Annotated in this window: 17 protein-coding genes; 8 read left to right on the top strand and 9 right to left on the bottom strand. The window is 60.3% G+C overall.

Features of this window, described 5'->3' with window-relative positions:
* Positions 1-68: 68 nt before the first annotated feature.
* Positions 69-1,268 carry an alanine transaminase gene (gene alaC / locus HX790_RS09545; protein WP_176991474.1) on the bottom strand — a complete coding sequence of 400 codons (1,200 nt, stop codon included), beginning with the start codon at positions 1,266-1,268 and terminating at the stop codon, positions 69-71.
* A gap of 195 nt (positions 1,269-1,463) precedes the next feature.
* Between alaC and HX790_RS09540 the strand changes: the two genes are divergently transcribed.
* A complete protein-coding gene (locus tag HX790_RS09540; protein ID WP_017135428.1) occupies positions 1,464-1,946 on the top strand; it encodes a GyrI-like domain-containing protein in 483 nt (160 codons plus the stop codon).
* Positions 1,947-1,989: 43 nt separating this feature from the next.
* Here the strand turns inward: HX790_RS09540 and HX790_RS09535 are convergent, their stop codons facing one another.
* The 4 genes from HX790_RS09535 to HX790_RS09520 are packed head-to-tail and all read right to left on the bottom strand — an operon-like array spanning position 1,990 to position 4,648.
* Positions 1,990-2,595, bottom strand: a complete 606-nt coding sequence (locus tag HX790_RS09535; RefSeq protein WP_017135429.1) for a pyridoxamine 5'-phosphate oxidase family protein — start codon at positions 2,593-2,595, stop codon at positions 1,990-1,992.
* 36 nt (positions 2,596-2,631) lie between these two features.
* Complete coding sequence (locus HX790_RS09530; protein ID WP_026013559.1) at positions 2,632-3,840, bottom strand: type II toxin-antitoxin system HipA family toxin; 1,209 nt, start codon at positions 3,838-3,840, stop codon at positions 2,632-2,634.
* A complete protein-coding gene (locus HX790_RS09525; RefSeq protein ID WP_017135431.1) occupies positions 3,833-4,087 on the bottom strand; it encodes a helix-turn-helix domain-containing protein in 255 nt (84 codons plus the stop codon). The genes HX790_RS09530 and HX790_RS09525 overlap by 8 nt, the downstream gene beginning before the upstream one ends.
* A gap of 42 nt (positions 4,088-4,129) precedes the next feature.
* Positions 4,130-4,648: a GNAT family N-acetyltransferase gene (locus HX790_RS09520; protein ID WP_176991473.1), complete on the bottom strand. Its 519-nt coding sequence runs from the start codon at positions 4,646-4,648 to the stop codon at positions 4,130-4,132.
* A gap of 148 nt (positions 4,649-4,796) precedes the next feature.
* Here HX790_RS09520 and HX790_RS09515 point away from each other — a divergent pair, with 148 nt between their 5' ends.
* From HX790_RS09515 to HX790_RS09500, 4 genes are read left to right on the top strand one after another with little or no spacing between them, the layout of a single operon-like run.
* Entirely contained in the window at positions 4,797-5,216 is a 420-nt protein-coding gene (locus HX790_RS09515) for a nuclear transport factor 2 family protein (protein WP_169985084.1), read from the top strand.
* A gap of 42 nt (positions 5,217-5,258) precedes the next feature.
* A complete protein-coding gene (locus HX790_RS09510) occupies positions 5,259-5,603 on the top strand; it encodes a YciI family protein (protein WP_017135434.1) in 345 nt (114 codons plus the stop codon).
* A gap of 35 nt (positions 5,604-5,638) precedes the next feature.
* Positions 5,639-6,115: an SRPBCC family protein gene (locus tag HX790_RS09505; RefSeq protein ID WP_017135435.1), complete on the top strand. Its 477-nt coding sequence runs from the start codon at positions 5,639-5,641 to the stop codon at positions 6,113-6,115.
* Complete coding sequence (locus tag HX790_RS09500; protein ID WP_176991472.1) at positions 6,112-7,335, top strand: RNA polymerase sigma factor; 1,224 nt, start codon at positions 6,112-6,114, stop codon at positions 7,333-7,335. Before HX790_RS09505 ends, HX790_RS09500 begins: the two co-directional genes overlap by 4 nt.
* Positions 7,336-7,371: 36 nt before the next feature.
* Here the strand turns inward: HX790_RS09500 and HX790_RS09495 are convergent, their stop codons facing one another.
* Positions 7,372-8,226, bottom strand: coding sequence for a LysR family transcriptional regulator (locus HX790_RS09495; protein WP_099550467.1), 855 nt, complete (start codon positions 8,224-8,226; stop codon positions 7,372-7,374).
* 88 nt (positions 8,227-8,314) lie between these two features.
* Between HX790_RS09495 and HX790_RS09490 the strand changes: the two genes are divergently transcribed.
* Positions 8,315-8,755: a multidrug/biocide efflux PACE transporter gene (locus tag HX790_RS09490; protein WP_176991471.1), complete on the top strand. Its 441-nt coding sequence runs from the start codon at positions 8,315-8,317 to the stop codon at positions 8,753-8,755.
* Here the strand turns inward: HX790_RS09490 and HX790_RS09485 are convergent.
* Positions 8,742-9,647: a LysR family transcriptional regulator gene (locus HX790_RS09485; RefSeq protein ID WP_176991470.1), complete on the bottom strand. Its 906-nt coding sequence runs from the start codon at positions 9,645-9,647 to the stop codon at positions 8,742-8,744. The genes HX790_RS09490 and HX790_RS09485 overlap by 14 nt on opposite strands.
* 50 nt (positions 9,648-9,697) lie before the next feature.
* Positions 9,698-10,456, bottom strand: coding sequence for an SDR family NAD(P)-dependent oxidoreductase (locus HX790_RS09480; protein WP_017137888.1), 759 nt, complete (start codon positions 10,454-10,456; stop codon positions 9,698-9,700).
* A gap of 106 nt (positions 10,457-10,562) precedes the next feature.
* Between HX790_RS09480 and HX790_RS09475 the strand changes: the two genes are divergently transcribed.
* On the top strand, positions 10,563-11,459 hold the full coding sequence (locus tag HX790_RS09475; protein WP_017137887.1) for a LysR family transcriptional regulator: 897 nt from the start codon (positions 10,563-10,565) through the stop codon (positions 11,457-11,459).
* Here HX790_RS09475 and HX790_RS09470 read toward each other — a convergent pair.
* Complete coding sequence (locus tag HX790_RS09470) at positions 11,456-12,373, bottom strand: LysR family transcriptional regulator (RefSeq protein WP_017137886.1); 918 nt, start codon at positions 12,371-12,373, stop codon at positions 11,456-11,458. The genes HX790_RS09475 and HX790_RS09470 overlap by 4 nt on opposite strands.
* 222 nt (positions 12,374-12,595) lie before the next feature.
* Here HX790_RS09470 and HX790_RS09465 point away from each other — a divergent pair, with 222 nt between their 5' ends.
* Complete coding sequence (locus HX790_RS09465; protein ID WP_017137885.1) at positions 12,596-13,354, top strand: 5-oxoprolinase subunit PxpA; 759 nt, start codon at positions 12,596-12,598, stop codon at positions 13,352-13,354.
* The last annotated feature ends 27 nt before the right edge of the window (positions 13,355-13,381 follow it).

The following is a 13,381-nucleotide window of genomic DNA, read 5'->3' as shown; positions in this document are numbered from 1 at the left end:
GGATTCACCATCGCCATCGCAGGCAAGCCAGCTCCCACATTGATTCGGTTTCTTCAGGTCGTTCAGGATCAGGCTTTATCCGCCCGGAACATCCCGCGAATCCCGCGTACCGCCTGGCGAATCCGGTCCTGGTTCTCGATCAGCGCAAAGCGCACATGATCATCCCCGTACTCACCAAACCCAATCCCTGGCGACACACACACTTTGGCCTCCAGCAGCAGCTTCTTGGCAAATTCCAGCGAACCCATGGCGGCATACTGCTCGGGGATTTTTGCCCAGACGTACATCGACGCCTTGGGATTCTCGACCATCCAACCCAGCTCATGCAGGCCTTTGACCAGCACGTTACGGCGCTGGCGGTACTGCTCGGCAATGTCCTTCACGCACTGCTGATCACCTTCCAGCGCCGCAATCGCGGCCACTTGCAGCGGGGTGAAGGTGCCGTAGTCGTGGTAGCTCTTGATCCGCGCCAGGGCGTTGACCAGTTCCGGGTTACCGACCATAAAGCCGATGCGCCAGCCGGCCATGTTGTAACTCTTGGACAGGGTGAAAAACTCCACCGCAATGTCCTTGGCGCCCGGCACTTGCATGATCGACGGCGCTTTCCAGCCGTCGTAGACGATGTCGGCGTAGGCCAGGTCGTGGACAACAAGCACGTCGTACTGCTTGGCCAGGGCGATCACACGTTCAAAGAAGTCCAGTTCCACGCACTGCGCGGTGGGGTTGGACGGGAAGCCCAGAATCATCATTTTCGGCTTGGGGATCGAGCCACGAATCGCCCGTTCCAGCTCGGCGAAGAAATCCACGCCCGGCACCAGCGGCACCGAACGCACCTGGGCGCCGGCAATCACGGCACCGTAGATGTGAATCGGGTAGCTGGGGTTGGGCACCAGCACGGTGTCGCCCTGGTCGAGGGTGGCCAGCATCAAATGCGCCAGGCCTTCCTTGGAACCGATGGTCACGATGGCTTCGGTTTCCGGGTCGATATCCACTTCGTAGCGGTCTTTATACCAGCGCGAAATCGCCCGGCGCAGCCGCGGAATGCCTTTGGAAGTGGAGTAGCCGTGGGTATCTTCACGCTGGGCGACGGTGACCATTTTTTCCACGATGTGGGGAGGCGTGGCGCCGTCAGGGTTACCCATGCTCAAGTCGATGATGTCTTCGCCGCACCGACGCGCAGCCATCTTCAGCTCGGCAGTGATATTAAAAACGTAAGGGGGGAGTCGATCTATGCGCGCAAAGCGGCGCGGCGAACCTTGGTCTGCCATTGTTGCCTCGAGGTACGTAAGCGCCCGGAACCGTCCGAGCGACGTCGGCCACTGCGGTGGCCTGCGGGGCAGACAATACGGTCGATGATGGCCAGTTGTCCAGATGTGTAGGAAAAATTTCTACTTGGAGTGAAGCCTGGATATGCCCCTATACTCGATGCGGGTTTGTTCCCTCATAAGAAGGAGACTGTTCGTATGGATCAGCAGACAAAACAACCGTTAGAGCCACGCATGGAAGCCGGTAAAGCCTTGGTAATCGCTGGGGTACAAGGGCGTTATTCAAAGGCCACAGTGGGTGATATCCCAAAGCTGTGGGAATTGTTCGACACTTGCATCAAAGACATTAAAAAGCGCGTCGGTGGCGTGACCTATGGTGTGTGCCATAACCCCCACCATGGCGAGTTCGACTACATGGCCGGAGTTGAAGTCCCGACTAAAAGCGACGTGCCGAGCAACTTCGAGTTCATCGAAATTGCGCCGCTCAACTATGCCGTGTTCCCACATTACGGGCCGGTGCAGGCACTTGAGCAAACCTACGAACGCATCATGTTCGAGTGGTTGCCGCACTCGGGCTACAAGGTGATGGGCGCGGATTTCGAACGCTACAGCGCCGATTTCGACGCGCGCAAGGGTACGGGGACGGTGGAGATCTGGCTGCCGGTTGGCGAAAAGGGCTGACGGCGGTGCTGTCAGCGCCGGCAAGCCGGCGCCGACAGACGTATCAATACAGCGTGTTTTTGACCCGCTCCGGCATCTCTCGGTCATAGGCCTCGGCATCAAACTGCCCAGCATTGAGCCGCTTGTGAAACGCTCCGGCCGACGGCAGTGCCGAGCGGTCCAAGTGCTTCTCGGGGTTCCAGCAATCCGAGCGCACAAAGGCTTTGGAGCAGTGGAAATACGCGGCCTCCACCTGCACCAGAATCACCGAACGCGCCGGTTTGCCATTCACCGCAAAACTCTCCAGCAGCTCGGGCTCGATGGAAATCTGTGCGCGGCCGTTCACGCGCAACGTTTCGCCAACCCCCGGGATGATGAACAGTAAGGCAATGCGTGGGTCTTGCAGCAGATTGCGCAGGGTGTCGAGCCGGTTATTGCCCGGCCGGTCCGGGATCGCCAAGGTGCGCTCATCCACAATCCGCACAAACCCCGGCACATCACCACGTGGCGAGCCATCAATGCCGTCCGGCCCGGATGAACTCACCACCACCAGGGGCGACGCCCGCACCATGGCCTGGTAGTCCTCGTTGAGAAACGCGATCTCCTTGCGCACCGCCCGCTCGTGGGGGAGGCCGTAGAGGGTTTCGAGTTGTTCGAGGGTTGTCAGCATGTTCACCACCTTGTCCTTGGATGAGTACAGAAGCGTTCAGCCACCGAAGCTCTGCTGGTAGCTCTGGGCGGATTGTCGAATGGCTTTTGCAACGTCAGGCGCTAACCGACAGTATTCGTCTTCGCGCTTGAGCACGACCTCAAGGGTTTGAAGCAGCGCCTGAATACGCGCCTGAGGTTCTGCAATTTCGCAGGTTCTTGCAAACTCAAGGATGCCCAAGCGTGAGGCAAACATTGATTTGTTGCCGGACAGATCCAGCGCAAGTGTGTCTTCAGGTATATAGGCGGTGGTATTCACGATGTCGTAAGCCGGGGCCAGGCGCGCGTCAAATTTAATCGGGTCACTGTAGAGCACACCGAAGTTTTTCAGGTGAGCATCGCCATTTCCCACGATGCAACTCAAAGCCACGCTATCGAACAATTGGTCCAACGAGCTGCGTTGGTTTTCTGGTGAGCAAAACGCGCGTACAGCCTTGGCGATGGCGGCATAGCTCTTGGTGTATTTCTGTTCGGCAGACAGGCCCATCAGTGTGGTCATGTCTTCGAAACCCAGCGGGTTGAGCTGCGCGTCGCGATCAAAGCGCCGCATGATGAATAGCTTATGGTTCTGCGACAGATAAAACGGCGGCACGGGCAGGCCTGCATCCCGCGCAATGGACATGCACAGGTATTCATTGATGGCCAAGCCCGGAAACTCATCGCGCCCGCTTTTGATAATCAGGTCGTTGGTTTTTGAGGTGAATTTTTGCTCGGGAGTTTGAGGTTTTTCTGGCACCAGCACTTTGGGCTGCACGCCAGAAATGCCCGCTCGCAGAATGTAACGGTCCACCAAGTCGGCGAACAGGTCTTCTGCTCCATCCCACGCGAGAATTTCTGCCAGGTTCTCTCCGTTTGCGGGCGGACCGTTGCGTTGGATCAATTCGTTTATCTGATCGGAAATCACGAAAACCCGGCCAATCGGTGCACTGCTACCTGATAAGGCCAGTAACAGCATCGGGTCCACTTTTACCGTTTTAGCCAGACGGTTACGCAATTGCTCCAGTACGTAGCCTTCGGGCAAATTCATTTGAAAGATTGGATGCAATTCGCGGCGGCGATATTCTTCTGCACGCACGGGCATGGTAAGGCTGATGGCGCTTTGGGCCTGTGCCTTAGCGTCGTAGCGAAACAGGTAATCATCAGCGCCCACCAAGACGCTGCCGCTGTCGCCCTGAGGCGTATGAACGCTAAGAGCGGGGCTATTCATTGAACAAGTCCTCTAACTCTTCAAGTGTCGGCAGAGTCACTGGCACTAATTTGACCTCACTGCCCAGGGCGGCAATCACGCGAGCATAGGCATTCATGGAAACAGAGAGGCTGCCCTTCTCGATTTCGATCAGTTTTTGCCGGGTAACGCCCGCAAGTTTCGCCAGGTCCGCTTGTGTATAGCCACGGTTGAGGCGCATGGAGCGAACTTGTTGGCCTAAGCGTTGGGTGATAATAGAAGTGTCCATGTCACGTATTCATTACTTTTGATTATTTAAGTCATATATACGTTACATTTTTAAGCTGTCAATGCCATCCCGACCAAACACCCAACTCAACCTGCGCTCATACCCAACCCGCCCCTTATACGCCTCCCCGCTGTCCACCCACCCAGCCGCCAGATACAACCCCATCGCCGCCACATTGTCCGTGTCCACCGACAACTCCAGCGCCCTGATCTGCGGCCACGCCTGCAGGGCCGCCGCCGGCAATGCCTGCAAACACGCTTTGCCAAACCCGCGCCCTTGCTGGTGCCGGTCCACCTGTAACGCGTGCAGCGTGGCGCTGTGTTCATCGGCCCAATGGGGCAGGCAGGGTGGGCGTTTGAGCAGCAGGAAGGCCACGGGCATTTCGTCGGCCAGTAGTGCAAAGCCTTTGATTGCGCCGGGCTTGGGGTTGACCAGCAGGCTGTTGAGCGCGCAGTAGATATCGCCGGAATACGCCAGTTGCTCGGGGTGCACTTGCAGGGTGTCGAGGTGCTGTTTTTGCACAAGGCTCAGCGTCTCATAGGCGACGAGGCGGGTTTCCATCGGGGGCGCATCCGAAATCCTACAAAGAGGCGTGGATTCTAGCGGGTTTGATGCACGCGAAATTATTTTTCAGTGGCGTGTCGATTTCATTCAAGGCCATTCGACCAGGAGTGTCCTTTGTGATTTTCCAACCCCCAGGAGTATCGCCATGAGCACTGCAATCAACACCCTGATCGAGCAATGGAAACAAGCCGTACTTGATCGTGATATCGACAAAATTGTCAGCTATTACGCCGACGATATCGTCTCGTTCGACGCTGTCACTGCGCTGCAATTCAAGGGCAAGGCCGCCTACCGCGCCCATTGGGACGAATGCATGAAGCATTGCCCTGGCCCGGGCATTTTCGAATTTCATGAGCTGCATATCGTTGAGGCGCCCGACAGCGCGTTTGCCCACTGGCTGGCCCACTGCGGCGGCGCCGGGCCGGATGGCGTGGTGAAGGCGTGCTGGATGCGCGTGACTGCCGGCTACCAGCGCATCAACGGGCAGTGGAAGGTGGTGCATGAGCACTGGTCGGCGCCCTTCGACATGGAAAGCGGCACGGCATTGTTCGACCTGAAACCTTGACCGCCACGAACTATAGTCAGTAGCCCGAAAACGGAGACCGCCATGAAATACCTCTGCCTGATCTACAGCAACGAAGAGGTGTTGCACACCTCGCCCGACAGCCCGGCGGACCCGGAGTGTTTTGCCTACGCCGAGGCCATCCAGGCCAGCGGCCGAATGCTCGCCGCCGAGCCGTTGGAGTCGGTGAGCACCGCCACCACCGTGCGCATGCGCAATGGCAAGCTGTCGATCACCGACGGGCCGTTTGCCGAAACCAAGGAACAGCTCGCCGGGTTTTACCTGATCGAGGCCAAAGACCTGAACGAAGCGATCCAGGTGGCGGGCGGCATACCGGCAGCCCGGGTCGGCAGTGTGGAAGTGCGCCCCGTGCGTGAATTGAATCTCTGAACACAACAACCACAAGATTTTAAGGAGGTTTACCCATGAATACCCAACCCGCTGAATTTGAACTGTCCATCAGCCGTTTGATCGACGCACCGCCAAGCAAGGTGTTTCGCGCCTGGACCACGCCCGAGCTGTTACAGCAATGGTGGGGGCCACACGGCATGACCACGCCGGAGTGCGAAATGAACCTGTGGGTCGGTGGTCTGTTTCGTACCTTGATGCGCGCGCCGGATGGCGCCGAATACCCGACCTCCGGCGTATTCCTGGAAATCAAGGCGCCGAACCGGCTGGTGTTTACCGATGCCTTTGCGCCGGGCTGGGTACCGTCGGGCAAGCCGTTCATGACCGCCGAAGTGACCTTCGAAGCCGTCGACGGCAAGACCCAGTACACCGCCCGCGCCATGCATTGGAGCGAAGCTGACAAGCAGGCCCACGAAGCCATGGGTTTCCATGACGGCTGGGGCCAGAGCCTCGACCGCCTGGTGGCTTTGGTGACCCAGGGCATGCCCGATTGACCCCGCAGGTCGAGGCGATTTACCGCAGCGAATCACGCCGCGTACTGGCGACGCTGATTCGCCTGCTGGGTGATTTCGACATGGCTGAAGAGGCGCTGCACGAGGCGTTTTTTATTGCGCTGCAGCGCTGGCCGCAAGACGGCGTTCCGGATAACCCACGGGCCTGGCTGGTCTCCACCGGCCGCTTCAAAGCCATCGACCGCCTACGCCGACAGGCACGTTTTACCCCGTTACTGCAGGAGCAGGCCGACGCGCTGGAAGCGGCTGACTGGAGTGAGGAAGACGTGGAAGACGACCGCCTGCGCCTGATCTTCACCTGCTGCCACCCGGCGTTGGCACCCGACGCCCAGGCGGCGTTGACCTTGCGTGAGATCTGCGACCTCACCACCGAAGAAATCGCCCGCGCCTTTCTGGCCACGCCCACCACCATCGCCCAGCGCATCGTGCGCGCCAAGGGCAAGATCCGCGAAGCAAAAATCCCCTACCAGGTGCCTACCCTGGACGCGTTGCCCGAGCGTCTGGACAGCGTGCTGCGCGTGGTTTACCTGGTGTTCAACGAAGGCTATTCGGCGTCCATGGGCGCCGACCTCACCCGCGAAGACCTGACCCGCGAAGCCATTCGTTTGGGGCGTTTGCTGCTGGAGTTGCTGCCAGAGCCGGAGGTCATGGGCTTGCTGGCGCTGATGCTGCTGCATGAGTCGCGCCGAGCAACGCGCACCTCGGCCGACGGTGAGTTGGTGTTATTGCATGAACAGAACCGCGCAGTGTGGGACGCCTCCTTGATTGCTGAAGGCTGCGCACTGGTGGAGCAGGCGTTGAACACACGGCGTTTTGGCCCGTATTGCCTGCAGGCGGCGATCGCGGCGGTGCATGCCGAAGCGCCCCAGGCAGAGGACACGGACTGGCTGCAGATTGTCGGGCTTTACGATGTGTTGTTGCGCGAAGTGCCGTCGCCGGTGATCGAGCTGAACCGCGCTGTGGCGGTGGCGATGGGGCAGGGGCCATTGGCGGGGTTGCAGTTGGTGGAGGGCATCTTGCAGCGTGGGGAGTTGCGCGATTATCACCTGGCGCATTCGGCGCGCGGGGAGTTTTGTCGGCAGTTGGGGCGGGTGGAAGAGGCTCGGGAAGCCTATGAAAAAGCGCTCTCACTCACCCAGCAAACCCCAGAAAAACGCTTCCTCGAACGCCGCCTCGCCGAACTCAAACTTCCCTTACAATGAAAATCAAAACTGTGGGAGCTCAGTGTCTGGCCAGGATCACTCCAGCATCTTGCCCAGCAACCAACTCCCCGCCGGCCCCGGTGGGTGGTGCCTTGACCAGAGCGCATCCACCGCCACCGAGCGCGGCCAACTGCGCGCCTTGAGTTCGACCAAGTGGTCGCCACCAAAACGCTCCACCAACCAACGCGGAATCGGTGCCCAGCCAAACCCCAGCTGTGCCATCTCCATCAACATCAAGTAACTGGGCGCTGACCAAACCCGCCCGCTGGGGCGGGTTTCAGTCGGGTTGATGATGCTGGCCAGGCGCAATTCGCGGTGTTGCTGCAAGGTCTGCGCCGGGATGTTCTTCAGCTTGGCCAGCGGGTGCGTGGGCGCCGCGAACAGGGCAATTTCGGTACGTTCTTCGACCGGCGCGCCGGTCAGGTCGGGCGGGTAAGTGTCTTGTTTTTCGATAAACGCAATCTGCGCCCGGCCGCTTTGCACCAGTGCGATCAGGTCTTCGCATTCGGCGATCAGGCATTCCAGCTCAAGGTCCGGGTGGCGCTGTTCAAAGGCCTTGAGGGCGATTTCAAAGCGGTCGGACTGGTAAGTATCGGACATGGCGATGGTCAGCTTGGGTTCCAAACCCTGTGACAACTGGCTCGCCGCCAACTCCAGGCGGCTGCTGGCCTCCAGCACCTGCTCGGCGCGTTGCAATAACACATGGCCGGCTGGCGTAAGCGTCGGCTTGCGGCTGCTGCGATCAAACAGCACCACATCCAGATCAATCTCCAGGCTCGCCACCGCCGCGCTGACGGTGGACTGGCTTTTACCCAGCTTGCGCGCCGCCGCCGAAAACGAGCCTTGGGTAGCCGCCTGCACAAACGCCTGCAGCACTTCATTGGAGGCCATGACTATCGCCTTTATCGATGGTTATTAGTTATGAAGTATCGAGTCAAAGGGTAATCATGGCAACCATCGTCACTCAAGGAGCCGGGTCATGAACCCTACCAAGTCGATTACTGAACGTGTTTGCCAGGCCATTGGTTTTGAAGGGCTGGCCTTATTGATCTGTACGCCGCTGCTGGTCTGGATCACCGGCCGGCCGGCCCTGGAAATGGGCGCGGTGACGCTGGGCATCAGCCTGTTGGCACTGAGCTGGAACGTCATTTTCAACAGCCTGTTCGACCGCTTCAAAGCCCGCCTGCAATTGACCAGCGGCGGCTGGACCCGCGTGGTGCATGCGCTGTTGTTCGAAGGCGGCCTGATCATCCTGGCGGTGCCATTGATTGCCGCGTTGATGAAGATCAGCCTGTTGGAAGCCTTTATTCTCGATATTGGCGTGCTGTTGTTCTTCCTGCCGTACACCTATGTGTACCACTGGGGTTATGACGTGCTGCGGGAAAAAATCGTACAGCAGCGGCTGCCTAGCCAAGCTTGAGCGAGGCCACAAACTCCAGAAATGCCCGCACCTTGGCGGCGGGCAAGTGCCGCGACGGGTAATAGGCGTACAACGGGAAACGCTCGTCCGGCCAATCGGGGAACAGCTCCACCAGGCTGCCGGCCTGGATCGCCGAGTCCAGGCCGAGGTTGAGCATCTGCGCCACGGCATGCCCGTGTTCACACACGCTGTATAAGGTGCTGGCGTCGTTGACCACCAAGCGGCCGCTGGTGCGCACAATCACTTGCTCGCCGGGCCGGTGGAATTCCCAGGCAAACGGGCGACCGGTTTGCGAGTCGCGAAAATCCAGGCACATGTGCCCGGTTTCCAGGTCTTGCGGGATCGCTGGTCGGCCGTATTGTTCAAGGTAAGTGGGAGAGGCCACGGTGAGCACGCGGACTTCCATCAGTTTGCGGGCGATCAGCGAGGAGGACTGTGGGATGCCGAAGCGAATGGCCAAGTCAAAGCCGTCGGCCACCAGGTCGCCGAGTTGGTCACGGGTGTGCAGGTCGAGTTGCAGTTGCGGGTATTGGCGCATGAAGTCGCCGAGTACAGGGCCAAGTACCAGCCGCGAAAAATACGGGTCGATGTTCACCCGCAAACGCCCGCGCACGGTGAGGGCGCTGTCGGCCGCCGAATGGGCGGCCTCCTCCAGCCCGGCCAACAGCGGGGCGATTTGCTGGTAGAAACGTCGCCCTTCGTCGGTCAATTGCACCGAGCGGGTGGTGCGGTCGAACAGGCGAATGCCGAGGCGTTTTTCCAGGCGGGAAATCGCCCGGCTGACCCCCGAAGGCGTCATCTCCAGGCTGTTGGCGGCGCGGGCAAAGCTGCCGCTGTCGACTACGGCGGCCAATACGCCCATGCCGCCGGCCAAGCCTGGATCAAAACTCATCGGTGATTGCCCGTCAGTGATCTGAAGGCATTGATGCTAGCGCAGAATGCTTACAGAAACATGCCGCCCGAGGCTTCGATGCGCTGGCCGGTGATCCAGTTGCTGCCATCGGCCAGCAGAATCGAAATTGCACCGCCAATATCGTCCGGCAAACCGGCACGGCCCAGGGCGGTGTTGTCGGCCACCATCGCATTCACCTGTGGGTTATCGCGCACTGCGCCGCCGCTGAAGTCGGTGGCAATCGCGCCGGGTGCCAGGGTGTTGACGGTGATGCCACGCGGGCCGAGTTCTTTGGCCTGATAACGCGACAGCACTTCCACGGCGCCTTTCATCGACGCGTAGGCGGCGTAGCCCGGCAGGCTGAACCGCGCCAGGCCGCTGGAGATGTTGATGATGCGCCCGCCATCGCTGATCAGCGGCAGCAGTTTTTGGGTGAGGAAAAACGGCGCCTTGAAGTGAATGGCCACCAGCTTGTCGAACTGCTCTTCGGTGGTTTCGGCAAAGCTTGCGTGAGCGCCGATGCCCGCGTTGTTGATCAGGAAATTAAAATGTTGCTGGGCGAAAACGTCCTTGAGCACCGTAGCGATTTGCCCGACAAAAGCATCGAAGCTGCCGCTCTGGCTGACGTCCAGTTGCAGCATGGCGGCGCGGCCGCCCAGCGCTTCAACCTGTGCCACCACCGCTTGGGCCTCAGTGGCGGCGCTGTGGTAGGTGCCGATGATATCCACGCCTTGTGCGGCAAGGTGCAAAGCGGCGCTTTTACCAAGGCCACGGCTGGCGCCGGTGATGAGTGCGATTTTACGAGTCATGCGGTAGTCCTCATGGGTGATCAGTGGGACTGAGTGTATTTGTCCGCCTATAACGTGATAAACAGGCTGATATCGGAATCACTGGCCGGATAAGGCGAACAATCCCATGAACAAACTTGAGCTGTTGCGCACCTTCGTGCGCGTCACCGAGCTGTCGAGTTTCACCCAGGCCGGCGAGAGCCTGGGCCTGCCACGCTCCACTGTGTCCGAGCATGTGCAGGCGCTGGAAGCATTGCTGGGTGCGCGCCTGTTGCAGCGCACCACGCGCACTGTGCAAGCCACCCAGGACGGCCGCGTGTTGTATGAGCGCAGCAAGGATTTGCTCGCGCACATGGAAGAGCTCGAAGGCCTGTTTCGCCAGGACGAAGCGCAATTGGCCGGGCGCATTCGGGTGGATATGCCCAACGCCATGGCGCGCGGCCTGGTGATGCCGCAGCTGCCCTCGTTCATGGCGCGCCACCCGTTGGTGGAGATGGAAATCAGCAGTTCGGATCGCCAGGTCGACGTGATTGCTGAAGGCTTTGATTGCGTGGTGCGCGTGGGCGCGCAACCCGATCAAAGCGTGGTTGCGCGCAAGGTGTGCAGCATGCCGATGGTCAACTGCGTAAGCCCCGCGTACCTGCAACGTTATGGCGTGCCCGAAACCATTGCCGATCTGGCGCAGCATCAACTGGTGCACTACGTGCGCCCGCTGGGTGCGCGCTCGGCCGGGTTTGAATACCTGCTGGGTAACAAGGTGCAGCGCGTGGCCATGGCCGGGCGCGTGACCGTCAGCAGCACCGATGCCTACCAGGCGGCCTGTCTCGGCGGCTTGGGGATTATCCAGGTGCCGCTGCTCGGCATTCGCGATTTATTGGCCAGTGGCGAGTTGGTTTCGGTGTTGCCGGACTACCTCGCACCGCCGCTGGACGTCTCCATGCTCTACGCCGGCCAGCGGCATTTACCGTTGCGGGTGCGGGTGTTCATGGAGTGGCTGGCCGCTACCTTGCAGGCGCGTATTTAACGCCGAGCCGACAACTGTTGCGGTGCCAGGAAGGCGTCGTGGAAGTAATCGCGGAACGCTTGCATCGCCGGGGTAAACGCGCGCTCGCGGTGCCAGGCCAGGCCGACGCTCATGGGCGTGACCGGGTCGGTGACGGTCAGGGTTTCGATGCGCTTGCCTTCCAGCGACCACGGCCGGTGCACCAGGTCTGACAGGATCGCCACGCCGCTGCCATTGGCGACCATGCTGCGCACCGCCTCCACCGAACTGGTGCGCAGCCGCACGTTGGGCGTTTGCCCGGCCTGTTCCCAGTAGCGCATGGCACTGTGCTCGGCTTCGTCGACGGTCAGCAGGATGTAAGGCTCTTGCGCCACATCCGCCAGGCTCACGGCACCGCGCTCGCACAACGGGTGATGGCTGGGCAGCCACAGGCGGCGTTCGGAGTTGAACAGGATTTCCGAGACGATATCCGCGTGAGTCAGGTTGGCGGTGAGCACCACGGCCATGTCGAACTGGCCGTCGAGCAGGCCGTGTTCAATGGCCTGGCGCTCCTGCTCGAAGACGTCGATGGTCACGTCCGGGTGCCAGTGTTGCATGCGTTGCAAGTGATGCGGCAGGAAGTAACCCAACACTGTGTAGCTGGCCGCTACCCGCAATACGCCGCTGGCGCGGTAGTCGGGCAGTGGGCTGTTGAGGGCGTCGTCCACGCTGCGCACGATCACATAGGCGCGGTTGAGAAAATGCCGCCCGGCGTCCGTGAGGTTCATGCCCTGGGCCGAGCGCACGAACAACTGCACGCCGAGCATCGCCTCCAGTTCCTTGATCGCGGTGGTCACCGCCGACTGGGAGATGTTCAGGTGAATGGCGGCCTGGGAAATCTGGCCGATTTCGGCGGTGGCGACGAAGTAGCGCACTTGGCGCAAGGTCAGGGACATGGCTTTCTCCGATCGTTCCCACGCTCTGCGTGGTAACGCCTCTTGTGACGCTCTGCGTCACGCTTTGGGACGCGGAGCGTCCTGGGCTGCATTCCCACGCGGAGCGTGGGAACGATCTTTGGGTATCTGATTTTCAGAAGATGGGCCATCTGATAATAGATCTTCCCAAGGGGTCAAGCCCCAGCCTACTTTCAGTCATCTTCTTTTGGCGGAGCGACCTCGATGCAGGCAGTGGATTTCAATTCGGACATGGGCGAAGGCTTCGGCCCCTGGACCATCGGCGATGGCGTCGACTTTGACCTGATGGCCTACATCAGCTCGGCCAATATCGCCACCGGCTTCCACGCCGGCGACCCCGGCACCATGCGCCGCACCGTCGAACGCGCCAAGCAACTGGGTGTGGGCATCGGCGCGCATCCGGGCTTTCGTGACTTGGTGGGGTTCGGCCGTCGGCACATCAACGCACCGGCCCAGGAACTGGTGGATGACATCCTCTACCAACTCGGCGCGCTGCGCGAAATCGCGCGTGCCCAAGGTTTGACATTGCAACATATCAAGCCCCACGGCGCGCTTTATATGCACCTGGCCCGCGACGAAGAAGCCGCTCGGCTGCTGGTGCAGAACCTGCAAATCATCGAGCCGACGCTGTTGCTGTATTGCATGCCCAACTCGGTGATCTGGCGCGTGGCCAAGGAACTGGGGCAACCGGTGGTGCGCGAGTTTTACGCCGACCGTGAGTACGACCTGAGCGGGTCCATTGTGTTTACCCGCAATGTGCGTGCACTGGACCCTGCAACCGTTGCGGCGCGCGTCCTGCGTGCTTGTCAGACTGGCCGGGTGCGAACCGTAGAAGGCGAAGACCTGTTGATCGAATTCGACTCCATCTGCCTGCACAGCGACACGCCTGGCGCGCTGGAACTGGTGGAAGCCACCCGCGAAGCCCTGGACCAGGCTGGGATTGAAGTCAGATCACCTCAATAAGCACCCCAATAAAAATATCGCAACAGC

Origin of the sequence: Pseudomonas sp. IPO3747, from assembly GCF_013385245.1 — a bacterium.
GTDB lineage: Bacteria > Pseudomonadota > Gammaproteobacteria > Pseudomonadales > Pseudomonadaceae > Aquipseudomonas > Aquipseudomonas edaphica.
Note: the sequence above shows the minus strand (reverse complement) of the source record. Positions and strands in the feature narration are given on the sequence as shown.

Bases quoted from the DNA above. Each gene is read 5' to 3' on its own strand.
- alaC (WP_176991474.1), bottom strand. From the start codon at position 1,268: ATGGCAGACCAAGGTTCGCCGCGCCGCTTTGCGCGCATAGATCGACTC.
- HX790_RS09540 (WP_017135428.1), top strand. From the start codon at position 1,464: ATGGATCAGCAGACAAAACAACCGTTAGAGCCACGCATGGAAGCCGGT.
- HX790_RS09535 (WP_017135429.1), bottom strand. From the start codon at position 2,595: ATGCTGACAACCCTCGAACAACTCGAAACCCTCTACGGCCTCCCCCAC.
- HX790_RS09530 (WP_026013559.1), bottom strand. From the start codon at position 3,840: ATGAATAGCCCCGCTCTTAGCGTTCATACGCCTCAGGGCGACAGCGGC.
- HX790_RS09525 (WP_017135431.1), bottom strand. From the start codon at position 4,087: ATGGACACTTCTATTATCACCCAACGCTTAGGCCAACAAGTTCGCTCC.
- HX790_RS09520 (WP_176991473.1), bottom strand. From the start codon at position 4,648: ATGGAAACCCGCCTCGTCGCCTATGAGACGCTGAGCCTTGTGCAAAAA.
- HX790_RS09515 (WP_169985084.1), top strand. From the start codon at position 4,797: ATGAGCACTGCAATCAACACCCTGATCGAGCAATGGAAACAAGCCGTA.
- HX790_RS09510 (WP_017135434.1), top strand. From the start codon at position 5,259: ATGAAATACCTCTGCCTGATCTACAGCAACGAAGAGGTGTTGCACACC.
- HX790_RS09505 (WP_017135435.1), top strand. From the start codon at position 5,639: ATGAATACCCAACCCGCTGAATTTGAACTGTCCATCAGCCGTTTGATC.
- HX790_RS09495 (WP_099550467.1), bottom strand. From the start codon at position 8,226: ATGGCCTCCAATGAAGTGCTGCAGGCGTTTGTGCAGGCGGCTACCCAA.
- HX790_RS09490 (WP_176991471.1), top strand. From the start codon at position 8,315: ATGAACCCTACCAAGTCGATTACTGAACGTGTTTGCCAGGCCATTGGT.
- HX790_RS09485 (WP_176991470.1), bottom strand. From the start codon at position 9,647: ATGAGTTTTGATCCAGGCTTGGCCGGCGGCATGGGCGTATTGGCCGCC.
- HX790_RS09480 (WP_017137888.1), bottom strand. From the start codon at position 10,456: ATGACTCGTAAAATCGCACTCATCACCGGCGCCAGCCGTGGCCTTGGT.
- HX790_RS09475 (WP_017137887.1), top strand. From the start codon at position 10,563: ATGAACAAACTTGAGCTGTTGCGCACCTTCGTGCGCGTCACCGAGCTG.
- HX790_RS09470 (WP_017137886.1), bottom strand. From the start codon at position 12,373: ATGTCCCTGACCTTGCGCCAAGTGCGCTACTTCGTCGCCACCGCCGAA.
- HX790_RS09465 (WP_017137885.1), top strand. From the start codon at position 12,596: ATGCAGGCAGTGGATTTCAATTCGGACATGGGCGAAGGCTTCGGCCCC.